Raw genomic sequence first — 24,637 nt, forward strand, 5'->3', positions numbered from 1 at the left:
GTTGGATAGTTATTATCTGATTAGGCTGAAATGACCTTTTTTTTCTCGTATGTTTCCATTGATATCAGTAAGTTGCACAACGTACCAATAGTCTGAAGCAGGGAGTCTTTCTCCGTTAAAAAAACCTTCCCAACCTTGTTTTGCAGTATCAATTACGGCTAAAATTTTACCAAATCGATCAAAAATATACATTAAAGAAGAAATGTAAAAATTAGTGTCTAATCCTTGTACAGTCCAAGTATCATTATAACCATCGTTATTGGGTGTAAAAAATTTAGGGAATCCCATTACAGATACCTCAATTTGAGCAGTACCGCAGTTGTTTTTATCGTTGATGTAAATGGTGTGAATTCCGGGAGAAACCATTTCAAAAAACGGTTCATTTTGGTATATTCCAAATTCATCGTCAAGAGAAAATTCGTAATCACCAACTCCTAAATTAGCGGTATTAATGGTTATTGAATTATTTTCGGAATCATCAACTACTGTAATATCATTTAAAGTTATATGTGGAATATCCGATTCTGTTACAGTAACTGTTTGTGATACAGATTCACAATTATATAGATTAGAAGTTGCAATAACAGTATAAGTGCCGCCTTTAGAAATTTCAGCAGTAGATTGATTACTTATACTTTCCGCATTTTCGTTAAACCATTCATAGCTATAATCACCTTTAGGGTTTTTAGTTTCAATAGTAATTGGTGATAAATTTAAACACACCATAGCTGTTGGGTCAACTTCAAATTCGGGAATAGGATTTACAGTTAAGGTTAAATATTCGCCAATTTCAGAACAATTCCCATTAGTTTCACTTTCAACTCGTACAATTAAAACTTCAGTATCTTTAGTTTGATTTACATAATTATTTTGCGGTAAAATTTCATTTTGCTCTAATTGAGCATCTACAATGGTATTAAAATAATGAACAGTTAAACTTTCAGGAGAAGAAAGTTGAGATAAAATTACAGTAGTAGCTTCAGTTAAATCAAAAGAGTGGAAACCATCAATTACTTCATCATCATCACATTCGGTTAATTCTTCCATAAAATCAGAAAGTAAAGATGTTGTAGAAACTTCTAAATCTACTGTAGAAACCAAATAACAACTGAAAGAATTTTCAACGCGGGCATAAACTGTGCTGGTTGTATTATTATTGAAAGGAACAGGATTTATAGGACTAGCTGTAGTACTGTTTGCATCGCTTTCCGATAAATAAAAAGTAACATCTAACGAAGCGTCGTTTTTTGTAATTACAGGAATAACTTCATTCAAATTAAAATCGGTAAAACCATCAGGATTTCCATCTTCATCACAGTTTTTAAATGTTAATGATGCTTCAATATCAGGTAAAGGATTTACTGTTGCAGTCACAGGTTTTCTTTCTCCATTGGTGCAACCATTTTCTGAAGCCAATACATAATAAGTTGTAGTTGTTGTAAGACTTGGAATGGTATAACTTGTACCTGTGTGTATTGGTGTTGTGCTTGTTTCAGAATCAAACCAAAGAACATTACCAGCAGTGGCGGTAGCTGATAACGTTACAGTTCCAACCCCACATCGTGTATTTTCATTAATTGAATTTATTGAAGGAATGGTTATTTTGGTACTTGCTGAAAGATCAAGTGTTGGATCTCCGGGCATACCTCCATATTCAACGATGTAACCTTTAGGTTGATAGTCTCCAGAATCATTTCCTATGTTACTTAAATCGTTCCAAGATCCTGGATTTCCAACACCGGGAGCAGTAACATGAGCATAATCTTCATTTCCAGCCTGATTTGGTTCGTTTGCATTCCAATTTGCATAATTAGGAGAACTTCCATTAATACCTCCGTTCCAAAAAACAGTTCCGGCTTCCGGTCCCGTAACCCATTTCCAAGTTTCTTCGGTTTCAGCATCGCTACCACCAATCCATCCGGCTCCACCAGCTTGTTCACCGGAAAGTTGGGCTTCTTCAGGCGAGGTTATAGTTGCTAAATAACCCTGTAAACCGTAATAATTTCTTGTTTCAGCGGCAACTTTGGCATCAGTCCATGTTATTCCTATATCTTCAATGTACTCATAATAATGTCCTGTTGAAGGCAAATAATTAGCTTCACTAACAGTAAAAGAAAAATGCTTTTCACCCGAAGGTGTTGGAGAACTGCTTTCAAAAACAACATCCTTTACGGCATTTGCTAAATCTTCTATTGTTGCTGAAGTATTTCTAGTTAAAATTAATTTTCCTTCAGAAGTATTAAAAGGTGTAAGTGTAATATTTGGATGAGAACCATTTAACGTCAATTTGTCTTCACCATTAACATAACCTATAGAAATTTGTATATAAACGGCCTCTACATTATCATCTACATCAATAATATTAAAATCTGTTGCAATATTTATTTCAGATAAAGGGCAATAGTATTGGTCTCCTTCAGCAGTAATTGTAGGTGGCGTTTGAGCAAAAACATAGTTGGAAAAACCTAAAATAAATAAGAAGAAGGATAAAATACTATGTTTTGTATAACGCATTAATAAACCAAAAATAGTTAATCATGTAAAATTACATAATTGGTTTGAGAAAAGACCTAATGATAGCTTTAAATATCAAGATAAAAGCATTTAAAATTGTAAATAATGTTACTAATTAGCTTAAAAATTCATGTAAATTTGTTTAAATAAAATACAAAAAAATTATGACAAATAAAATTGAAGTAAATTGGAAAGGACAAATGTTATTTGAATCTGTTGCGCCTGAAGGAAGTGTAATGATTGATGCCGATAAGGCTGTTGGTGGACAAGGAAAAGGATTACGCCCAAAAGCAATGATGTTAACTTCATTGGCCGGTTGTACAGCAATGGACGTTATTTCTTTACTTAAAAAAATGCGTGCTGAGGTTGATGATTTTAAAATTTCTGTTGAAGCTAACCTTACCGACGAGCATCCAAAATTTTATGATAAAGTTAAAGTTACATATCATTTTTTTGGAAGCGATTTCAAAAAAGATAAAATTGAAAAAGCTGTAAACCTCTCCGTAGAACGTTATTGTGGCGTTTTTGAAATGTTTCGTCAATTTTCTGATATTTCTCACGAAATAATCTACATAGAGCAGTAAAATAATTTGATTATTTTTGGCAGAAAAATGATGCTATGCGTTGGAATATTAAGCCGGAACCAAATACTGAAACAACTTTAAAATTAGCTGACGAGCTAGGTATTGAATATACTTTAGCTAAATTATTAGTACAGAGAGGTATCGAAACTTTTGACGAGGCTAAAGCATTTTTTCGTCCCAATTTAAACGATTTACACAATCCATACTTAATGAAAGATATGGATAAAGCGGTTGAACGCATTGAAAAAGCGATATTTGAAGGCGAAAATATTTTAATTTATGGCGATTATGATGTTGATGGAACTACTTCTGTTTCATTACTTTCTTCTTATTTAAAAACAATTCACCCAACTATTGCAACGTATATTCCGGATAGATACGATGAAGGTTATGGAGTATCATATCAAGGAATTGATTTCGCTGAAGAAAACGATTTCACCTTAATTATTGCGTTAGATTGTGGTATTAAAGCCATTGATAAAGTTGCTTACGCTAAAGAAAAAGGTATCGATTTTATTATTTGCGATCATCATAGACCCGGAAATGAAATTCCAGATGCTGTTGCGGTTTTAGATCCAAAAAGAGCTGATTGTGAATATCCTTACAAAGAATTATGTGGTTGTGGTGTTGGTTTTAAATTGATTCAGGCATTGGCAACTAACAGAAATCAAACTATTGATGATTTGGTTTCATATTTAGATTTGGTGGCTACAGCAATTGCGGCAGATATTGTTCCTATAACTGGTGAAAACAGAATATTGGCGTATTTTGGATTGCAGGTGATTAATTCCAATCCGAGAACCGGAATTAAGGCTATGATTCATCAAATTAAAAAAGAAGAATTAACCATTACCGATGTTGTTTTTATTATTGCACCAAGAATTAATGCCGCCGGACGTATTAAGCATGGAAATTATGCAGTTGAATTATTAACCGAATTGGATTTTGAAACTGCTGTTACTTTTGCTGCTGAAATTGAAAACAATAATAATGAACGAAAAGAGTTAGATAAAACCATTACAAATGAAGCTATACAACAAATTGAACAAAATAATGAGCAACAAAACTTTTCTACTGTTGTTTATAGTGAAAACTGGCATAAAGGTGTTATTGGTATTGTTGCTTCTCGATTAATTGAAACGTATTACAAACCAACCATTGTATTTACTAAAAGCGGTACTAAATTAGCAGCTTCGGCACGATCTGTAAAAGGTTTTGATGTATATGAAGCCTTAGAACAATGTTCAGAGTTTATTGAACAGTTTGGCGGACATAAATATGCTGCAGGGTTAACGATTGATGAAGAGAATTACATAAACTTTAAAAATAAGTTTGAAGAAGTGGTGAAAAACACCTTACCTGAAGAATTGAGAACTCCTGAAATCACCATTGATGCTGAAATCAGTTTATCGGAAATTACACCTAAATTTTATAGAATATTAAATCAATTGGCGCCTTTTGGTCCTCAAAATATGAGACCTGTTTTTATGGCTTCAGGCTTGCGAGATAATGGTTATGGAAAAAAAGTAGGTGCTGATGAAACACATTTAAAACTAAATATTTTTGAAGGGTCAAATCAGCAAACATACAATGCAATAGGTTTTGGATTAGGAGATAAATATGAGTTAGTTCAAAATGGAAATTCGTTTAAAGCAGTATTCAATATTGATGAAAACCATTGGAATGGTTTTACTTCGTTACAGCTATTATTAAAAGATATAAAAGAAGAATAAATAATAGCTAAAATTTTGATATCCGCCAGTCATCCTGAATTTATTTCAGGATATCATCAAAACTAATTAATTTCTTTAATTAAATACATATACACAGGATAATGGTCGCTATAACCGCCTAAAAAATTACCTCCGGCAAAACTTCTAAAAGGATACCCTTTGTATTTTCCTGTTTGTGTAGTTAAATATTGCGGATTAAAAACATTCACTTTGTACATTTTATAAGTTGAATACTCCTTTTTTGTGGTTAGTAAAGGCGAAGTAAACATAATTTGATCAAAAAAGTTAATGTTATCTCTATAAGCTAAAGTGTTTTGTCCTCTACGAAACATATCTTCTGTAGGGTTATAAATATCACCTTCTTGTACTTCAGCCTTTTTAGACTTGGTTTTTAGTACATCTTTCAAACTTTTATTGGTTGGGTCATCGTTTAAATCGCCCATAATAATAATTTTAGGATTTGGGTCGCCCAACTTTATTTTTTCAATTATTTGAGTAGTTAAATAAGCTGCTTTTTCTCTTTTGTAACTGCTGGCTGTTTCTCCACCTCTTCTTGATGGCCAGTGATTTACAATAATATGAATCAATTCATCATCTAAATAACCGGAAACTAATAATTGATCTCTGGTATAAATTCGAGTTCCGTCAGTATCCCACAAACGCAACTCAAAAGTTTCGTGATGTGTTGGTTTAAAATAGCGTTGTTGGTAAAGCAAAGCAACATCAATTCCTCTTTTGTCAGGCGAGTTGTAATGTATAATACTGTATTGTTTATTTTTTAAGGAATCTGTAGCTATCAAATCTTCCAATACTTGTCTGTTTTCAACTTCGGCAACACCCAAAATTACCGGCGTGTTTTTAGCTTCTTTTACACCCATTTCAGAAATAACCTTTGCCATGTTGTTCAATTTCTTTTGATAAATTTCATCTCTATTTTCTTCAATTCCCATAATTGGGCTCGATTCATCATTTTTTTCAGGATCATTAATAGTATCAAAAAGGTTTTCTAAATTATAAAAAGCAACGGTTCTAATTTGGTAGTTTTTTTGACTAAAAATAGGGTTTGATGCAATAAAAAGAAGTATAAAAAGAAGCGAAAAGCGTTTCATAAAAAATAAGTTTAAAAGGCTAAATTACAAACAAAGTTTGAGCCAAAAAATAAAAAATAGACTTTAAAAATTTTAGAATTACAATAAAAAACTGTTTATTTGAAAAAAATTGCTAATGAAAATAATTGTTATTACAACTGTTGTGTGGCTCTGCTGTACAATCAGTTTAACTTCACAAACCTTAAATTCTATAAAAGGAAAAGTTGTTGAAGCAACTTCAGAAAAACCTCTAAAAGGGGTTCTGGTAAAAATTAAAAACACAATTATTTTTGGGGAAACCAATTTTAATGGAGAATTTAAAATTGAAAATATTCCGATTGGAAATCATGTGATTCAATTGATTTATGAAGGCTTCAATTCTCAAAATTTGCCAATTACCATTTCTGAAAAGAAATCTCTTAATTTAGGAATTATTTATTTGGAAGAATCAATTACAATGTTGCATAATGAAAGTATTGTTTTGTTAACTGATGATGATTTACAAGATGATACCGATAGAAGTTCCGATTATATTGCAGGTTTATTTCAGTCTTCCAAAGATGCATATTTAAAAGCTGCAGCGTATAATTTTAGTCAGGCTTGGTTTAAAGTTCGCGGATACGATTCAAGTTACGGAAGCATTTTAATTAATGGAGTTGAAATGAATAAATTGTTTGATGGAAGGCCGCAATGGAGTAATTGGGGCGGTTTGAACGATGTGTTTAAAAATCAAGAATTTTCCAACGGCCTCGATGCAAATACAAATGCTTTTGGTGGAATTTTAGCAACTACCAATTTCAGCACAAGAGCTTCCGAATATCAAAAAGGAGGCAAGGTTTCCTTTGCTTCAACCAATAAAAGTTATACAGGGCGAGTTATGGCAACGTATGCAACAGGTTTAACTAAAAACAATTGGGCTTTTGTAGCTTCGGGTTCTCGCAGGTTTGCAAATGAAGGATATATAGATGCTACTTCTTACAATGCGTGGTCGGCTTTTTTGGCTGCCGAAAAAAAACTAAGTAGTCATCATAGTTTAAATTTAACAGCATTTGCTGCTTTTAACCGAAGAGGAAAATCGTCACCAAATACCCAAGAAGTTTACAATTTAAAAGGGTTCAAATACAATTCGTATTGGGGGAATCAGGACGGTGATATTCGAAACTCTAGAAAAAAGGAAATTTTTGAACCTGTGATAATGTTCACTCATTTTTATGATAGTAAAAAAACTCAATTAAAAACAACGGTTTCCTATCAGTTCGGACATATTGGAAATAGCAGATTGGGATATTTTAATGCTCCAAATCCGGACCCAACGTATTGGAAATATTTACCAAGCAGTTATGTGCGTTTTATAGATGATCTGGATTATGAAGGTGCGTATTTGGCTGAACAAAATTTTATTGAAAACGGACAAATAAACTGGGGAGAGTTGTATAAAACAAATATTGATAATGTGAATTCTTTGTATTATTTATATGAAGACAGGGTTGATGACACGCAATTTTCTTTTAATTCAACTTTAAGCAAAAATATCAATGAAAATTTATTGTTGAATGCAGGAATTTCTTACAAAAATATAACCTCTGATAATTATGCCAAGATGTTGGATTTGTTAGGAGGGAATGGTTTTGTAGATTTAGACCAGTATGCGGTTGGTGAGGCGCAACAAAATGATTTAAATAATGTAGATAGATTAATTGGTAAAAATGATAAATTTCAATATCATTATAAAATAAACGCTTCAGTAGCAGGTATTTTTGCGCAAGTGCAGGGTTTTCAAAAGAAGATAGACTATTTTGTAGGTATAAATTTAAAAAATACCAATTATCAAAGAGATGGTCTGTATAAAAATGGTACGTATCCTTCAAATTCCTTTGGAAAAGGGGAAAAGCAATCTTTTTCTGATTTTGGTGTAAAAGGAGGGTTAACCTATAAATTTACTGGACGTCATTTGGTAAATGTTAATGCTGCTTATATTTCTAATGCACCAACTATTCGCAACACTTTTTCTAATGCCAGAGTTAATAACAACATAACGCCGAATTTAACCAGTGAAAAAATAGTAACAGGTGATTTGAGTTATATTTTTAGAGCCCAAAAACTTCAAACCAGATTTACTGCTTTTTATACAAAATTTACCGATGCTGTTGAAACTTCGTTCTTTTTTGCTGAAGGATTACGTGGCGATCAGGCTGATTTTGTAAACGAAATTATGACAGGTGTTGCTAAAAAGAATTTGGGTGCAGAGTTAAGTTTAGAATATAAGGTAACACCTTCAATCAAACTTTTAGGAGCCGGATCGTTTGGACAATATACATACGATAATAATCCGCAGTTATATTTGGAATCAGAAAGTTTTACCGATGAAAACAGTGATTTCGGAACGGCATATTTGAAAGATTATCGTATTTCCGGCACACCACAAAGAGCTTATTCCGTTGGTTTTGAATATCAAGATCCTGAGTTTTGGTGGTTTCAGATAAATGCTAATTTTTTAACAAACAACTATTTAGATATCTCACCATTATTGCGCACCAACAATTTTTATCTCGATAGTGATGGTACTCCTTTTATTGATGCTGAAACAGGTGTTGAGGTTACGCAAGAACAAGTAAATTCATTATTAAAACAAGAAAAATTTGACGATGCCTTTTTGGTAAATGTTGTTGGAGGAAAATCGTGGAAAATAAATGAATATTATCTCGGTTTTTTTGCAGGTATAAATAATGTGTTGGGAGAAACCTTTAAAACAGGTGGTTTTGAGCAATCTCGAAACGCCAATTATCAAGAGTTAAAAGAAGATAAACAATTAAAAAAGCCCGTTTTTGGGCCAAAATATTGGTACGGAAATAAAACGTCGTATTATGTAAATGTATATGTAAGATTTTAAATTAAACGCTATGAAAATTTATAAAACATTAAAAACAACTTTAAATATATTACTGTTAATCACCGTTTTTTCGTGTGTAAAAGATGATGGTTTTTCAACACCAAAAGTTGAATGTACTGAGCCGTTACTAACAGTTACAAACACCATTCAACAAGCAAAAGAATTGTACACTTTCGGTTCTCCAACCGTTATTGATACCGATGTTATTATTGAAGGGTATGTGGTTTCGAGTGATGAATCGGGGAATATTTATAAAAGTATTTCTATTCAAGATAAACCCGAAAATCCTACTTCAGCTATAAAAATTGCTATAGATCAAACCGATTTATATACCAAATATAATGTGGGACGCAAAATTTATATAAAATTAAAAGGGTTGGCTGTTGGTTATAGTTATGGAAGTATTCAAATTGGAAAAGTAATCAATGGAGAATTAACAGGAATTTCAAAATTTGAAGTTGATGATTATATTGTCAGGTCTTGCGAAGTAGCTGAAATTGTACCTAAAAAAGTTACTATTTCAGAACTGAATAAAGAAATGTTGGAAATGTTGATTGAAATTGAAAACGTTCAGTTTAAAGCAAATGAATTAGGAAGTTCGTATGCGAATATTGACAATACTGAAACGGTAAATAGAACGCTGGAAAGTACAAGTGAAAATTGCGAATTTTTGGATGAAATTGATGTTAGAAATAGTGGTTATGCCGATTTTAAATCGGAATTACTACCCGAAGGAAAGGGAAGTGTTATTGCTGTTTTCAGTAATTATTATAATGATTTTCAATTGTATTTGCGAAGTACTGAGGATGTTCAATTTAACGAGTCTCGTTGTGATTATATTTCAATAGTAGAGCCAAACATTACCATTGCTGAGGTTAAAGCGATGTATTCAGATACTATGGTTGAATTTGGTGTTAATAATAATTATGTGGTAGAAGGTTACGTGATTTCTTCTGATGAAAATGGAAACTTTGAGCATAAATTGGTAATTCAAGATGCTGCTGAAAATCCTTCAGCAGGAATTCAGATTTTAATAGGTACCGATGCTATTTTTGAACAGTTTAATATAGGTGATAAAGTTTTGGTTAAGCTGGATCAATTGTATATGGATAAAAACGAAGGAGTTTTAGCTGTTGGCTATCCGAAAAACAATAAAATTTCAGAAATTGAAGAAGAGGCTATCAGTAATTTCATTTTTAATACAACAGAAAGTTTTGAAATTATACCAACTGAAATCTCCATTGACGAAACCTCAAATCCTGTTTACGAAAACATATTGGTTACTGTTAATAATGTTCAGTTGGTGCAAAGTGAGTTAGGATCGGCGTTTGCATTTTTTAGCGGAACTGATGATGGATTTAGAACATTAGAAACGTGTGGTGAACCTAAAAAATTAAAAGTTTTTACCAATGGAAACGCAAATTTCGCCAACGAATTATTTCCTGAAGGGCACGGGAAAATAACAGGTGTTTTAAGTGATGTAATTGAAGTAAGAAATGTGCAAGATATTGATTTTGATGAAACTTTTGTAGAATGCCCTGTTATTGTGCCTAAAATTATGATTACTGAAGTTGCTGACCCTAAAAATAGCGTTTCATCTCGTTTTGTTGAATTGTATAATGCCGGAACTACTAAAATTGATTTAACAGGATGGAAATTAAATAAATATATTAATGGGTCAACTACTGTTTCAAGTAATGGAGTTGATTTGTCAGGAATCACTATAAATACAGGAGATTTTGTAATTATTGCGAATACTGGATATGCAGCAATGTTTACTGATGTGCCGGAAGTGGAAACGAGTTACATTTCCGGAAATGGAGATGATGTGTATGAATTGGTAGATGCCTTTGGAAACAGCATGGATATTTATGGTGTAATTGGTGAAGATGGAACAGGAACGAATTGGGAATATTTAGATGGAGGTGCTGTAAGAAATTTAGAAATAAATGAGCCAAATTCTGAGTTTGATGTGAGTGAGTGGACAGTATTTTCAAATGCAAATAATTTATTGATAAATCACCCAAATACGCCGAAAAATGCTCCGGATGACTATTCTCCAAATTTAAGATAATGCAATACGAAGCTATAATTATGTTAAAAAAATATGAAAATTATATGTAAATGCTTAAAAAAATTACGAATATATCAATTTCTTAATCCAACCTTGAATTAGTGGTAAATCTTTCAAAACGTTGAATAAAGAGTAAATTAATCGTAAATTTATACTATTAAAAATAAGCAGTTTAACATATAACTAAAATATTATGAAAAAATTACAATTAATGGCTTTAGCCTTAGTATTAGGAACAATGAGTTTATTTGCTAATAATGAAACTCCAGAGGTATCTAAAGATGAAATAAGAAAACAAATTGTTGAATTAGTACAGGCTTCAGAACCTCAATTTACAAACGAAACTATTGTTAAATTAACTTTCACATTTAGCTCAGAAGGAGAAATAGTAGTTTTAGGGATGGATTCTAAAAACAAAGAAGTTATCGAGTTTGTTAAAGAAAACTTAAATTACAAAAAAATAGAAAATCCTGGTAAACAAAACAAAAAGTATACATTATCTATTAATGTAAAAAATAAGTAAAAACTAAATCACTAAATAAAAAAACTCAAACTGAAAAGTTTGAGTTTTTTTATGATATATATCCTTCAATGTTTTTTAACATAATTTAAGTTAAAAAACATTTATACTTCATTGAACAGTAATTATGTGAAAATATCATTAGCAGCAAAATAAGATTTATTCACATCATTTTTTAAGTTATTTGAAATATTTTTTCATATTAACAAGGTAAAATGAGTTCGGTTAAATATTTGTTAATCAGCTGTTTTGTAAAAAATTAACAGCAATTTCATATTAAATTTAGTACACAAAAAATGTTTAACTAAAACCTGTTTATTATGAGAAAATTCAAATTATTGGCTTTAGCCTTGGTTTTTGGAGTATTTGGGATGTATGCTTCTAATGCCATTGGAGAGCCAAATGCACCAACAAAAGAAATTAGAAATGAAATCATCAAGTTATTAAAAACGCCTGATTTTGTAGTTGAAAAAGATATGACAGTAATACTTAAATTCACATTTAGTTCAGAAGGTGAAATAGTAGTATTATGTCCTGGATGTGAAGATAAAGAGATTGTAAAATATATCCGTAAAAATTTAAATTATAAAAAATTTAAAAATCCCGGAGAAAGAGATAAAATTTATACAATTCCATTAACACTAAAGGCGGCATGAAAAAATCATTAAAAACATAAAAAAACTCAAATTAAATAGGTTTGAGTTTTTTTTATGTCAATTTTTAGTTTTTTGATAAATATACATATACCGGAAAATGATCGCTAAAACCTCCTTTGTACCACTTGCCAATGTAAGTTCTGTAAGGACTCCCTTTTAATTTACCTTTCCAAACTTTTAAAAATTCTTTATCAAATACTTCGGCATATTTAAAGGAATGTTTGTTAGGCTCAATTGTCAAAAAGTTTTTTGAAAAGATAATTTGATCAAATAAATGCCATGTTTTGCGATGGCTTAAAGTTCCTTTTCCTGTATTAATTAAACGTTCCATTGGGTTATAAAAGGTGTCGTTAACAAGATACTCTTTTACACTATTACTTGTTGGGTCATCATTAAAATCTCCCATCACAATAATTTTTGCATTTTCGGTTTCAGCATTTATTTTACCAACAATTTCTAAAACTAATTTTGCAGCTTTGATTCTTTTTTCTTCGGTGATATCAGAGCCATCTCTTCTTGAAGGCCAATGATTTATTATTACATGAACTAACTCACCATTTAAGTTTCCTTTTACCAATAAAATATCTCGTGTAAAATCTCTATCTCCATTTTCACTTTCTAAATAAAGAGTAAAAGTTTCAGAAGATAAAAGTTCAAAAAGCTCTTTTTTATAAAGCAAAGCTACATCAATTCCTCGTTCATCGGGAGAATCATAATGTACAAAATCATAATGATGTTTTTCTAAATGCTTAGAATGTACTAAATCGTTTACAACATTTCTGTTTTCAACTTCAACAACACCTACTATAGCGGGAGTATGAAATGACTTTTCAGCACCAAGTTGTGCAATTACACTGCCAAGTCTTTTAATTTTTTTCTTATATCGTTTGTAATTCCAGTGCTTTTTCCCTTCAGGAGTAAAATCATCATCAAGTGTAAGAGGATCGTCTTTAGTGTCAAATAAATTTTCGAGGTTGTAAAAGGCAATTGTGTAAGCGTGGTTTACTTTTCCTTCTTCTTTAAAAAATGAGAACATAAATTTTATATTAAAAAGGGGAAATTACAAAATTTCAATCAAACTGTATTTGTATCTTTGCCTCAATTAATTATTAATGTTTTTTGCTTCAATTTTTTAAAATTGAACAATTTGAAGTATGATAGAAGAAAAAAAAGTAACATCTGAAGAAGCTGTTTTAATAGGAATAATTACTCAGCACCAAGATGAAGAGCAGGCCAATGAATATTTAGATGAGTTGGATTTTTTAACATTAACAGCAGGAGGTGTTGCTGTAAAACGGTTTGTTCAAAAATTAGAAAGTCCAAATCCTAAAACATTTATTGGAGCAGGTAAGCTGGAAGAAGTTAAAGCTTATATGGAAGCTAATACTGTTGAAACTGCTATTTTTGATGATGAACTTACTGCTGCTCAGTTACGAAATATTGAAAAAGTATTAGATTGTAAAGTATTGGACAGAACAAATTTAATACTTGATATTTTTGCTGCAAGAGCTCAAACAAGTTATGCACGTACTCAAGTGGAATTGGCTCAGTGTCAATATTTATTGCCGCGTTTAACAAGGCTTTGGACGCACTTAGAACGTCAAAAAGGAGGTATTGGAATGCGTGGACCGGGTGAAACAGAAATTGAAACAGACAGACGTATTATTAGAGATAAAATTTCTTTATTAAAAAAGAAATTAACAACAATTGATAAGCAAATGGCTGTTCAGCGTAAAAATCGTGGTAAAATGGTACGTGTTGCTTTAGTTGGGTATACCAATGTTGGTAAATCAACTTTAATGAATGTGGTTAGTAAAAGTAATGTTTTTGCCGAAAATAAATTATTTGCAACGTTAGACACTACAGTTAGAAAAGTGGTTGTAAAAAATATTCCGTTTTTATTAACTGATACTGTTGGTTTTATTAGAAAATTGCCTACTCAATTGGTTGAGTCGTTTAAATCTACATTAGATGAGGTGCGCGAAGCCGATTTGTTATTGCATATTGTAGATATTTCGCATCCTAATTTTGAAGATCATATCAATTCAGTAAACGGTATTTTACAAGAAATTAAAAGTGCCAATAAGCCAACTATTATGGTTTTTAATAAGATTGACGCTTTTAAACACCAAACTATTGATGAAGATGATTTAGTTACCGAAAAAACTAAAGTTCATTACACATTGGAAGATTGGAAAAAAACCTGGATGAACAGATTAGAAAATAACTGTTTATTTATATCGGCATTAAATAAAGAAAATCTAGAAGAATTTAGAGAAAAGGTTTTTGAAGAGGTAAAAAAAATACACATTACACGTTTTCCGTATAACGATTTTTTATATGAAGAATACGAAGATGAGAATTAGATTAGTTTTCTTCTTCTTCTTTCTTTTTATCTTCGATTAATCCCATTCTTTTGGCTCTTGTTTCCCAACTTTTACGAGCTAATTGTTGTAAATCGGCAACATTGTCGCTTTCATCCATAATTTCCAAACCTAACAAGGTTTCAATTACATCTTCCATAGTTACTAAACCGCTTACAGAGCCATACTCATCAACAACTAAAGCAATATGTTCGCGTTGCGAAATAAATTTTTCAAACAAATCAGGGATTGGTAAATTTCTATTGGTAATCAATATTTCGCGTTTAATGTTAGATAGATGTTTTTCTCCATTACCATTAATAATTTCTTCTAAAACCACATCTTTTAAAATAAAACCGGTGATGTTGTCAGAATCATCTTTATAAATTGGAATTCTAGAAAATCGAAGCCTTGGATGTCCTTCAAAAAATGATTGGATAGTTTGTTCTTCAGAATCTGTAACCATAACAGTTCTTGGAGTCATAATATCTTTTGCCTGAACTTCTTTAAAAGAGAGTAAATTTTTAATCATTGCGCTTTCACTTTCTTCAAATACACCTTCTTTTTGAGCAATATTGGTCATTGCATGAAAATCTTCTCTGCTTAAAATTGAGACATGGGCATTTTTCCCTCCAATAAGTTTGGTAGTAAGCTGTAAAACCCATAAAACACCTGTCCATTTTAAAGGAAACATTAATAGTGTTAAAGCTTTAGAAGTAAAGGGAGCTAATTGTTTCCAGTATTTAGCCCCAATGGTTTTTGGAATAATTTCTGAAACTATTAAAATTAATAAAGTCATTATTGCTGAAACAATGCCAACAATATTCATTCCAAAAAAATTAATTTTATAATCAAGAGTTTCAGCTTGTACTCCAACCAAAATTGCTCCAACGGTATGAGCAATAGTATTTAGTGTTAAAATAGCAATTAAGGGTTTATCTACGTCTTTTTTTAAACTTTCAAAGGTGTAAGCAAATTTTTTTCCTTCTTCTTTTTTTACATTAATAAATGTAGGTGTTATACTTAAAAAAACAGCCTCAAGTACAGAGCATAAAAATGAGAAGAATATAGAAAGAGCTGCATATAATAAAAGTAGTGACATTTTTGTAGTAGTTTAAATGCTAAGATAAATAATAAATTATCAATATTGAAATAAAAAAAGATGCTCTATTTAGAGCATCTTTTTTCTAATATTTTTTGTAAGAACTAAAATCCGTAGTTTACACCAATACCAAATACTTCTCTTGTTTGAAATCCTTTAAAAGCATTATCATCATATATAGTTTGGAAAGTTATATTTGCTGATAGGTATTTGTTAATAGACATAACTAAATTCATAGTATAATCTAAATCAATATTTTGAGGATCTTCTAAGTAATTAGAGTATAAGTTTAAAATATTTTCTACAGATACGTTTTCCATAATCTTGAATTTAGCGTAACCTGATGCGTAAAAACCAAGTTCATATCTTGTACTTTTTCCTTCTTCTACACCAAAGTAAGCATCATTTGGTAACGTAAAATCTTTATCAACAAAAGTTAATTTTGAAGTTGCTGGAGCTAAGTTGAATTTCAAATTATCGCTTTTTTTCCATTGCATACCAGGACCAAAAGTTAAATATGCCGGTGAAAAAATGTTTGTATATTCATCTCTAATTTCTTTACCGTTTGCATCAGTTCCGTAAGTATAACCTTTTGAAAATTGAGTTCTAAAGTTTAGAAATGCAGAGTAATACCAGTAGCCGGAAGCTTTTTTACCTACAATTGAGTTAAATTCAAAACGATCGTCAGTTTTCTTTTCAAACTCGCTGTTTTTGCTTTTAGTTAAACCGTAAGACGCTAAAATTTTGTTATCCCAAGTTATATCTCCTTTTAAATAATTAAAGTCGTAATTAATACCTAAATTTCCTGCAATATTGTTTTCGCCTCCTGCAACCCAATCAGAAAATGCAGATTGATTGAATAACAGAGAAATATTTCCTTTTTTTGTCCATCCTTCTTTTGGACCTTCTTCTTTTTCTTGTGCAATAGTTATTGTAAAACTTAACACAGTTACTAATAGTAATAGTACTTTTTTCATAATGTTTATTTTGAATTTTATTTTTTAAGCGTGCAAAAATATATAATATTAGACTACTTTTTAAATAAAAAGTCACATAAAATTACTGTTTATTTTTAAAAAGAGGTACTGTAGAGCAGGCTTCGCCAAACATAATTGATTTAGCTACAGGTTGAAGTTTTGTTATTAATTGAATATAAGCAGTTTGTGGAATAGGTTTGTTTGCACAACCTTTTATAATAACAGGAAAGTTCTTGTAAGAATTTGTATTGAAATTAGAAATAATATCTTGAAAAATGGAAGCTTCTAAATAATTGATGTCGCCAACCACTACTTTTTTTGCGTAAGGAGAAACATAAGTGGTTATTAGCATAAATGCCCAAGATGGTATTATTGCATCTGACGAGCAGGTAAGGCTTATATAGTGATTTTGGTATTGGCTCCAATCGTGGTTTTTTAAATGTTCACGAAAGTCATTTTCTTTTAAAATAAGTTCTTGAAATAGCCAGTTTTTTATATCAATAACGGTTCTGGGGCCTTGCGGATAAAAATCTTCAAGGTCAATTGTTTTTAGTTTACTGTTGGCAACTCTATTTACAATTTCATCAGCCATTATAAAAAACCAAGTTCTAATTTAGCTTCTTCGCTCATCATATCTTGTGTCCACATTGGGTCAAAAGTAATTTCAACTTCGGCGTTAGAAACCTCTTCAATTGTTTTTACTTTTTCTTCAACTTCAACAGGTAAAGTTTCGGCAACAGGACAGTTTGGTGATGTAAGTGTCATTAAAATTTTAACATCATTATTTTCACTTACAAAAACATCGTAAATTAACCCTAATTCGAATATATCTACAGGTATTTCAGGATCATAAATAGTTTTTAAAACTTCAACTATTTTGTCTCCTAATTGTTGAACACGTTCACTATTCATTACTTTTCTTTCTTTAAATTTAGTCTAAATAAAGTACAAATATACAATTATTAACTCAATTTTGAATGAAATGCCAATGCGTATAATTTAATTTGTTTTATCATAGATACCAAGCCATTTGCACGCGTTGGTGATAAGTGTTCTTTCAATCCAATTTCATCAATAAAATACAAATCGGCATCTAAAATATCTTTTGGTTTTTGGTGGTTAAAAACGCGCAGTAAAATTGCTACAATTCCTTTGGTTAAAATGGCGTCACTATCAGCCGTGAATTGTAAGTTTTCGCCTTTAATTTCAGAATGTAACCAAACTTTTGATTGACAGCCAACGATCAGATTTTCATCCACTTTAAATTCTTCTTTTATCAGGGGTAACGATTTTCCTAATTCAATAATATATTCATAGCGTTGCATCCAATCTTCAAACATTGAAAACTCGTCGATAATTTCTTCTTGTATTTCTTTGATAGTCATTTTTTAAACTTATTTTTGCAAAAGTAAACACATAGGTTGTTATAAAAAAATATTAACATTAATTATAACAATACTTTAAGTGTGTATAATAGAAAATATAAAAATGAGTAAATTATTAATTGTAGGAACGGTTGCTTTTGATGCTATTGAAACTCCGTTTGGAAAAACGGATAAAATTTTAGGAGGAGCGGCAACATATATTTCACTTTCGGCTTCACAATTTGGGGTAAATTCAGGGATAGTTTCTGTAGTTGGTGGAGATTTCCCAAAAGAATACTTATCAAAATTAAATAAAAGAAATATCAATACCGACGGTATTGAAATTATAAAAGAAGGTAAAACATTTTTTTGGAAAGGTAAATATCATAACGATTTAAACTCGAGAGATACTTTAATTACCGATTTAAATGTATTAGCCGATTTTAATCCGATTGTACCTGAAAGTTTTAGAGATACTGAATTTTTAATGTTAGGTAATTTACACCCTTCTGTTCAAATGGGTGTTATAAAACAAATACCAAACAGGCCAAAACTAGTAGTATTGGATACCATGAATTTTTGGATGGATAATACTTTGGATGAATTGATGGAAGTAATTGCTAAAATTGATGTAATTACTATTAATGATGAAGAAGCACGACAACTTTCGGGAGAATATTCTTTGGTAAAAGCTGCGCAAAAAATCCATGAAATGGGACCAAAATATGTAGTTATTAAAAAAGGTGAACATGGAGCATTGTTGTTTAATAATGAAAATGTGTTTTTTGCACCTGCATTACCATTAGAAGAAGTTTTTGATCCAACAGGAGCCGGCGATACATTTGCCGGAGGTTTTATAGGACATTTAGCAAAAACAGAAGATATTTCATTCGAAAATATGAAAAGAGCTGTAATTGCAGGTTCAAATTTAGCATCGTTTTGTGTTGAGAAATTTGGCACTGAAAGGATGGAAGATTTAACTCATGATGAAATTCAAGAAAGGCTTTTACAATTTAAACAATTAACACAATTTGAAATAGAATTAAGTTAAATATAAATTCCGCATGCGTGCGGAATTTTTTATTTACAATACTACAAACTAAAATATATTAAAACTTATTAATACTATGAGTGATGCTATAAAACATGAATGTGGAATTGCAATGGTTAGATTATTAAAACCATTACAGTTTTATAAAGACAAATATGGCTCTGCATTTTATGGTTTAAATAAAATGTATTTGTTAATGGAAAAGCAGCATAATCGCGGACAAGATGGTGCGGGTTTGGCAAGTATAAAATTTGGTGTTGAACCCGGAACTCGATATATAAGCCGAATTCGTTCAAATCAAGCTCAACCAATTCAAGATATATTTTCTCAAATAAATGAAAGGTTAAACAGTTTAAATGAAGAACATCCTGATAAAATTGATGATGTACAGTGGCAATTAAATAATGCTCCTTACATTGGCAATCTGTTTTTAGGACATGTACGCTATGGCACATTTGGTAAAAACAGCATTGAAAGTGTGCATCCTTTTTTACGTCAAAGTAATTGGATGCACAAAAGTTTAATTATTGCAGGTAATTTTAATATGACCAATTCTAAACGATTGTTTAATGATTTGGTTGAAATTGGGCAACATCCAAAAGAAATGACTGATACCGTTACCGTAATGGAAAAAATAGGTCATTTTATTGATGATGAAGTTGCCAAATTGTATCAGAAATTAAAAAAGGAAGAAGGAGTTAATAAAAAAGAAGCCTCTCCACTTATTGAACAGCATATTAATATCAAAAAAGTATTAAAAAAGTCTGCAAAAAATTGGGATGGAGGTTATGCTATGGCAGGTTTATTAGGTCATGGAGATTCATTTGTGTTACGCGATCCGGCAGGTATCAGACCCACATTTTATTATAAAGATGATGAAGTTGTTGTAGTTGCATCAGAACGTCCGGTTATTCAAACAGTATTTAATGTTCCAATTAATAAAGTTAAGGAGTTAGAAAGAGGACATGCTTTAATTATTAAGCGTGACGGGGAAATAAAAATTAATAAAATTAAGGATCAATTACCTAAAAAATCGTGCTCATTTGAACGCATCTATTTTTCAAGAGGAGGAGATGCCGATATTTATAAAGAGCGTAAAAACTTAGGTAAATTTGTTTTTCCTCAAATTTTACAAAAAATAAATAATGATATAAAAAATACTGTTTTTTCGTATATCCCAAATACTGCTGAAACTTCATTTTACGGAATGAGAGAAGCGGCTGAAGATTTTTTAAATCGGCAAAAAACAGATATGATTTTAAATGGTAAACGAAGTTTATCTGCTGAAAAAGTAACTGAAATTTTATCGGAAAGACCACGAGTTGAAAAATTAGCTGTAAAAGACGCCAAATTACGAACGTTTATTGCTGATGATAATAGCAGAGACGATTTGGTTGCTCATGTTTACGACGTTACTTACGGTATAGTTAAGCCAAAAGATAATTTGGTTGTTATTGACGATAGTATTGTTAGAGGAACCACTTTAAAGAAAAGTATTATTAAAATTTTAGACAGGTTAAAACCTAAAAAAATTATTATAGTTTCATCGGCACCACAAATCAGATATCCGGATTGTTACGGAATTGATATGGCAAGAATGGGTGATTTTATTGCTTTTAGAGCAGCTTTGGAATTATTGAAAGAAACGAATCAATATCATATTGTTGATGAAGTGTATAACAATTGTAAAAATCAACAACATATGGAAGATGCTGAAATTCATAATGCAGTAATAGATATTTATGCTCCTTTTACGGATGAACAAATATCTGATAAAATAGCAGAAATGTTAAAAACGGAAGAAATTAATGCTGAAGTTGAAATTGTATATCAATCAGTTGAAAATTTACATAAAGCGTGTCCAAATCATTTAGGTGATTGGTATTTTACAGGAGATTATCCAACTCCCGGAGGAAATCGAGTAGTAAATGATGCTTTTATTAATTTTTATGAAGGAAATAATAAAAGAGCTTATTAGAAAAAAAGACATATAAAAAAGCTCGCCAATTTGGCGAGCTTTTTTATTATAAAATTAAATATTATTTACTTTCAGCATAACGTTTTTCAACTTCATTCCAGTTAATTACATTAAAAAATGCGTTGATATAGTCTGGTCTTCTATTTTGATAATGCAAATAATAAGCATGTTCCCAAACATCAATTCCTAAAATAGGAGTTCCTCCACAGCCAACACCAGGCATTAACGGATTGTCTTGGTTTGGAGTAGAGCAAATATCTACTTTTCCTCCTTTGTGAACACATAGCCATGCCCAACCTGATCCGAAACGTGTTGCTGCTGCTTTAGCAAAAGCATCTTTAAAAGCATCTACCGAACCAAATTCGGCAATAATAGCATCTTTTAATTCTCCTGATAAATATCCTTTATCTTCAGGTTTCATAACTTCCCAATAAAGAGTATGGTTATAAAAACCTCCACCGTTATTTCTAACAGCCATGTTATTCATATCTAAATTGGTTAAAATATCTTCAATAGATTTTCCGTCTAAATCTGTACCAGCAATTGCATTATTTAAATTGTTGGTATATCCTGCGTGATGCTTTGTGTGGTGAATTTCCATAGTTCTTGCATCAATATGTGGTTCTAACGCATCGTATGCGTAAGGTAATTTTGGTAACTCAAAAGCCATAATTGTATTTTTTTAGTTAAACATAAAATGTATTCAAAGGTAACGAACGATATTCATTATAAAAAATCGAATATGTTTATAGTAATATTATTAAATTTTATGCTTAAAGTTAATTTAATAATTTGCATCATCAGCATATTTAGCCATAAATTCTTCAGCTTTGTTTACCATGTCTTTACTTCCGCAAAAAAAAGGTACACGCTGGTGTAATTCTGTTGGCTTTATATCTAAAATACGTTGATAACCGTCGCTTGCTTTTCCGTTGGCTTGTTCAGCTAAAAAAGCCATAGGATTACATTCGTATAACAAACGTAATTTTCCTTTTGGACCAATAAAACTTGTTGGGTAAATGTAAATACCGCCTTTGATCATATTTCTATGAAAATCTGAAACCAATGAGCCAATGTATCTTGACGTATAAGGTCTATCTTCTTTTTCTTCTTGGCAATATTTTAAGTAATCTTTTACACCTTGCGGGAAATGAACGTAATTTCCTTCATTAATAGAATAAATTTTTCCTTTTTCAGGATACTTCATGTTTGGGTGTGATAAGTGAAACGAGCCAATAGCAGGATTTAAAGTAAAACCGTTTACACCATGTCCCGATGTATACACCAACATTGTTGAAGTACCATAAACTACATAACCTGCAGCAACTTGTTGATTTCCACATTGTAAAAAATCTTTCTTTTCAACAGGAGTTCCCATTGGAGTAACTCTTCGGTATATAGAAAAAATGGTTCCAACCGAAACATTTACATCAATGTTTGAAGAACCGTCAAGCGGATCAATTAAAACCACATACTTGTTTTCGTTAGTGCCGTGTTTACCTTTTATAGTTACAAAATCTTCCTCTTCTTCACTGGCAATACCACAAACAATTTCTCGGTTAATTAGCGTTTGCATAAATACTTTATTGGCAAAAACATCTAATTTTTGCTGATCTTCACCCTGAATATTCGTATCGCCGGCATCACCTAAAATATCAACCAATCCGGCTTTATTAACTTTATGATTTACAATTTTTGCTGCTAATTTTATGGAGCTTAGCAATCTTGAGAACTCACCTGTAGTTGATTTGTAATGTTTTTGATTTTCAATAATAAACTCACCTAAAGTTAGATTATTTTGTTCCATGAAAGTTGTTTTTAGTTGTATGTATTCACAAATATCGAGAAAATTATTTTTAAAAAGCTCTTTGTTTGTGAGTAAGTTTGAGTAAAGATATTTACTTTAGCTATTGCTTGTAAAATACAAAATATAAATGACTTTTATTATTAGAGAAGGAAGAAAAACGGATATGCCTTCCGTGTTAAAATTGATAAAGGAATTGGCCGATTTTGAAAAAGAATCGGATGCAGTTGAAGTTACTGTAGAAGATTTGGAAAAAGATGGTTTTGGTAAATTTCCTTTATTTGAAACTTATGTAGCCGAAATAAATGGTGAAATTGTGGGTATGGCATTGTTCTATCCAAGATATTCTACATGGAAAGGACCCACAATCCATTTGGAAGATTTAATAGTTACAAAAAGCAAAAGAGGTTTAAAAATAGGCTCTGCTTTGTATAATAAAGTAATTGAATACGGATATAAAAAAGGCGTAAAGCGTATAGAATGGGTTGTGTTGGACTGGAATACTCCGGCAATTAATTTTTACGAAAAAACAGGTGCTTTGGTTTTAAGAGATTGGAATACTGCTCAAATAACTGAAAGTGCTATTGAAAGCTATGTAAAATCTCTCGATTAAATGAAAATATACAAATTTGGAGGCGCATCAGTTAAAGATGCTGAAGGTGTAAAAAATGTTTTAAGAGTTTTAAAACATGAAGGCTATCAAAATACACTTATTGTGATTTCTGCAATGGGTAAAATGACTAATGCTTTTGAAAAAATCATCAATTCATATTACCATAAAAAAGATGATTTAAAGCAAAATATTGATTTTGTAAGAAATTATCATTTAAGTATTATTGACAATTTGTTTAAGGAAGATACGCATGAAATTTTAATGGAAGTTGAAATGCTTTTTGGACAACTGACAGGCTTTTTCATTAAAAATAAATCAACAGATTATAATTTTATTTACGATCAAATTGTAGGTTTTGGAGAATTAATTTCAACCAAAATTGTAAGCGTATTTTTAAATGAAAGTGGCATAAAAAATAAGTGGATAGATGTAAGAAATTATATTAAAACCGACTCTAACTATCGTGATGCTTGTGTAAACTGGGACGTAACCAATACCAATATTCAAAAATTAAACTCTAAAGAGCTGTTTATTACGCAAGGGTTTTTGGGATCAAACTCAAAAGATAAAACAACATCATTAGGACGTGAAGGTTCTGATTATTCTGCTGCTATTTTTGCTCATTGCTTAAATGCTGAAAAATTAACTATTTGGAAAGATGTTGATGGCGTTTTAAATGCTGATCCCAGATATTTTAATGATGCGCAATTGTTAGAACAAATTTCGTATGATGAAGCTATTGAAATGGCTTTTTACGGAGCATCGGTTATCCATCCTAAAACGTTAAAACCACTCGAAAATAAAAAAATACCTTTATACGTACGTTCATTTGAAAACTTAAACCAAAAAGGAACCGTAGTTTCAAAAGGGAATCATTTAGTACCGGAAATACCTTGTTTTATCTTAAAACAAAATCAAATTTTAGTATCAATTTCAGCATTGGATTTTTCGTTTATGGTTGAATATAATTTGAGCGACATATTTAAAATATTACACAACTATAAGCTTAAAGTTAATTTAATACAAAACTCGGCCTTAAATTTTTCAGTTTGTATTGAAGATAAATTCAATACTTTTCAGCAGTTTCTAATGGAGTTAAAATCCAAGTATAAAGTAACTTATTTTGAAAATGTTTCGTTATATACCGTTAGACATTCTACCTCAAAAGTTATTGTTAAAATAGAAGAAAAAGGAGAGGTGCTTTTAAAACAAGCTGCAAAAGGAACAGTTCAAATTATTATGAAATAAATTTCTAAAAGTTTAATTATCAATAAAAAACACAATAAAAAAAACGTTTGGTTAGCGATAAATCATAAAATCAAACCA

General features: G+C 30.9%; 21 protein-coding genes. 11 read left to right on the top strand and 10 right to left on the bottom strand.

Features of this window, described 5'->3' with window-relative positions; translation table 11 throughout:
- Nucleotides 1–12: 12 nt before the first annotated feature.
- Nucleotides 13–2,514, bottom strand: a complete 2,502-nt coding sequence (locus HGB55_RS03820) for a T9SS type B sorting domain-containing protein (protein ID WP_168814797.1) — start codon at nucleotides 2,512–2,514, stop codon at nucleotides 13–15.
- Nucleotides 2,515–2,678: 164 nt separating this feature from the next.
- Between HGB55_RS03820 and HGB55_RS03825 the strand changes: the two genes are divergently transcribed.
- Nucleotides 2,679–3,098, top strand: coding sequence for an OsmC family protein (locus tag HGB55_RS03825; RefSeq protein WP_168814798.1), 420 nt, complete (start codon nucleotides 2,679–2,681; stop codon nucleotides 3,096–3,098).
- A 35-nt stretch (nucleotides 3,099–3,133) separates the two neighbouring features.
- Nucleotides 3,134–4,831: a single-stranded-DNA-specific exonuclease RecJ gene (recJ, locus tag HGB55_RS03830; RefSeq protein WP_168814799.1), complete on the top strand. Its 1,698-nt coding sequence runs from the start codon at nucleotides 3,134–3,136 to the stop codon at nucleotides 4,829–4,831.
- Nucleotides 4,832–4,893: 62 nt separating this feature from the next.
- Here the strand turns inward: recJ and HGB55_RS03835 are convergent, their stop codons facing one another.
- Nucleotides 4,894–5,940 (bottom strand): endonuclease/exonuclease/phosphatase family protein, encoded by a 1,047-nt coding sequence (locus tag HGB55_RS03835; protein ID WP_168814800.1) that lies wholly within the window; start codon nucleotides 5,938–5,940, stop codon nucleotides 4,894–4,896.
- Nucleotides 5,941–6,055: 115 nt separating this feature from the next.
- On the opposite strand from HGB55_RS03835, the gene HGB55_RS03840 reads away from it, so the two are divergent.
- From HGB55_RS03840 to HGB55_RS03855, 4 genes are all read left to right on the top strand, one after another.
- On the top strand, nucleotides 6,056–8,809 hold the full coding sequence (locus HGB55_RS03840) for a TonB-dependent receptor (RefSeq protein WP_168814801.1): 2,754 nt from the start codon (nucleotides 6,056–6,058) through the stop codon (nucleotides 8,807–8,809).
- 10 nt (nucleotides 8,810–8,819) lie between these two features.
- Complete coding sequence (locus tag HGB55_RS03845) at nucleotides 8,820–10,883, top strand: DUF5689 domain-containing protein (RefSeq protein WP_168814803.1); 2,064 nt, start codon at nucleotides 8,820–8,822, stop codon at nucleotides 10,881–10,883.
- Between the two features lie 193 nt (nucleotides 10,884–11,076).
- Complete coding sequence (locus HGB55_RS03850; RefSeq protein ID WP_168814805.1) at nucleotides 11,077–11,406, top strand: hypothetical protein; 330 nt, start codon at nucleotides 11,077–11,079, stop codon at nucleotides 11,404–11,406.
- 317 nt (nucleotides 11,407–11,723) lie between these two features.
- Nucleotides 11,724–12,059, top strand: coding sequence for a hypothetical protein (locus HGB55_RS03855; RefSeq protein ID WP_168814807.1), 336 nt, complete (start codon nucleotides 11,724–11,726; stop codon nucleotides 12,057–12,059).
- Between the two features lie 64 nt (nucleotides 12,060–12,123).
- On the opposite strand, the gene HGB55_RS03860 is transcribed toward HGB55_RS03855, so the two are convergent.
- Nucleotides 12,124–13,095 carry an endonuclease/exonuclease/phosphatase family protein gene (locus HGB55_RS03860; RefSeq protein ID WP_168814809.1) on the bottom strand — a complete coding sequence of 324 codons (972 nt, stop codon included), beginning with the start codon at nucleotides 13,093–13,095 and terminating at the stop codon, nucleotides 12,124–12,126.
- Nucleotides 13,096–13,213: 118 nt separating this feature from the next.
- Between HGB55_RS03860 and hflX the strand changes: the two genes are divergently transcribed.
- Nucleotides 13,214–14,425 (top strand): GTPase HflX, encoded by a 1,212-nt coding sequence (hflX, locus tag HGB55_RS03865; RefSeq protein ID WP_168814811.1) that lies wholly within the window; start codon nucleotides 13,214–13,216, stop codon nucleotides 14,423–14,425.
- Between the two features lies 1 nt (nucleotide 14,426).
- On the opposite strand, the gene HGB55_RS03870 is transcribed toward hflX, so the two are convergent.
- The 5 genes from HGB55_RS03870 to HGB55_RS03890 form a co-directional block, all read right to left on the bottom strand.
- On the bottom strand, nucleotides 14,427–15,524 hold the full coding sequence (locus tag HGB55_RS03870) for a CNNM domain-containing protein (RefSeq protein WP_168814812.1): 1,098 nt from the start codon (nucleotides 15,522–15,524) through the stop codon (nucleotides 14,427–14,429).
- Nucleotides 15,525–15,628: 104 nt separating this feature from the next.
- Nucleotides 15,629–16,501, bottom strand: a complete 873-nt coding sequence (locus tag HGB55_RS03875) for a DUF3078 domain-containing protein (RefSeq protein ID WP_168814814.1) — start codon at nucleotides 16,499–16,501, stop codon at nucleotides 15,629–15,631.
- A gap of 82 nt (nucleotides 16,502–16,583) precedes the next feature.
- A complete protein-coding gene (locus HGB55_RS03880; protein ID WP_168814816.1) occupies nucleotides 16,584–17,093 on the bottom strand; it encodes a DUF2480 family protein in 510 nt (169 codons plus the stop codon).
- Nucleotides 17,093–17,413 (bottom strand): DUF59 domain-containing protein, encoded by a 321-nt coding sequence (locus HGB55_RS03885; protein WP_168814818.1) that lies wholly within the window; start codon nucleotides 17,411–17,413, stop codon nucleotides 17,093–17,095. The genes HGB55_RS03880 and HGB55_RS03885 overlap by 1 nt, the downstream gene beginning before the upstream one ends.
- Nucleotides 17,414–17,463: 50 nt before the next feature.
- Nucleotides 17,464–17,886, bottom strand: a complete 423-nt coding sequence (locus tag HGB55_RS03890; RefSeq protein ID WP_168814820.1) for a SufE family protein — start codon at nucleotides 17,884–17,886, stop codon at nucleotides 17,464–17,466.
- 103 nt (nucleotides 17,887–17,989) lie between these two features.
- On the opposite strand from HGB55_RS03890, the gene HGB55_RS03895 reads away from it, so the two are divergent.
- Both HGB55_RS03895 and HGB55_RS03900 read left to right on the top strand, forming a co-directional pair.
- Nucleotides 17,990–18,916, top strand: coding sequence for a PfkB family carbohydrate kinase (locus HGB55_RS03895; protein WP_168814822.1), 927 nt, complete (start codon nucleotides 17,990–17,992; stop codon nucleotides 18,914–18,916).
- A 76-nt stretch (nucleotides 18,917–18,992) separates the two neighbouring features.
- Nucleotides 18,993–20,894, top strand: coding sequence for an amidophosphoribosyltransferase (locus tag HGB55_RS03900; protein WP_168814824.1), 1,902 nt, complete (start codon nucleotides 18,993–18,995; stop codon nucleotides 20,892–20,894).
- Between the two features lie 61 nt (nucleotides 20,895–20,955).
- Here the strand turns inward: HGB55_RS03900 and HGB55_RS03905 are convergent, their stop codons facing one another.
- Both HGB55_RS03905 and fbp read right to left on the bottom strand, forming a co-directional pair.
- Nucleotides 20,956–21,564 carry a superoxide dismutase gene (locus HGB55_RS03905; RefSeq protein WP_168814826.1) on the bottom strand — a complete coding sequence of 203 codons (609 nt, stop codon included), beginning with the start codon at nucleotides 21,562–21,564 and terminating at the stop codon, nucleotides 20,956–20,958.
- Between the two features lie 114 nt (nucleotides 21,565–21,678).
- Nucleotides 21,679–22,701 carry a class 1 fructose-bisphosphatase gene (fbp, locus tag HGB55_RS03910; RefSeq protein WP_168814828.1) on the bottom strand — a complete coding sequence of 341 codons (1,023 nt, stop codon included), beginning with the start codon at nucleotides 22,699–22,701 and terminating at the stop codon, nucleotides 21,679–21,681.
- 127 nt (nucleotides 22,702–22,828) lie between these two features.
- Between fbp and HGB55_RS03915 the strand changes: the two genes are divergently transcribed.
- Together HGB55_RS03915 and HGB55_RS03920 are read left to right on the top strand one after the other, a co-directional pair.
- The gene (locus HGB55_RS03915; RefSeq protein ID WP_168814830.1) at nucleotides 22,829–23,311 is read left to right on the top strand and encodes a GNAT family N-acetyltransferase; all 483 of its coding nucleotides are present in this window, start codon (nucleotides 22,829–22,831) and stop codon (nucleotides 23,309–23,311) included.
- Entirely contained in the window at nucleotides 23,312–24,559 is a 1,248-nt protein-coding gene (locus HGB55_RS03920; RefSeq protein ID WP_168814832.1) for an aspartate kinase, read from the top strand.
- Nucleotides 24,560–24,637 lie beyond the last annotated feature (78 nt).

The sequence above is a fragment of the Lutibacter sp. B1 genome (assembly GCF_012524075.1).
Taxonomy (GTDB): Bacteria; Bacteroidota; Bacteroidia; order Flavobacteriales; family Flavobacteriaceae; genus Lutibacter.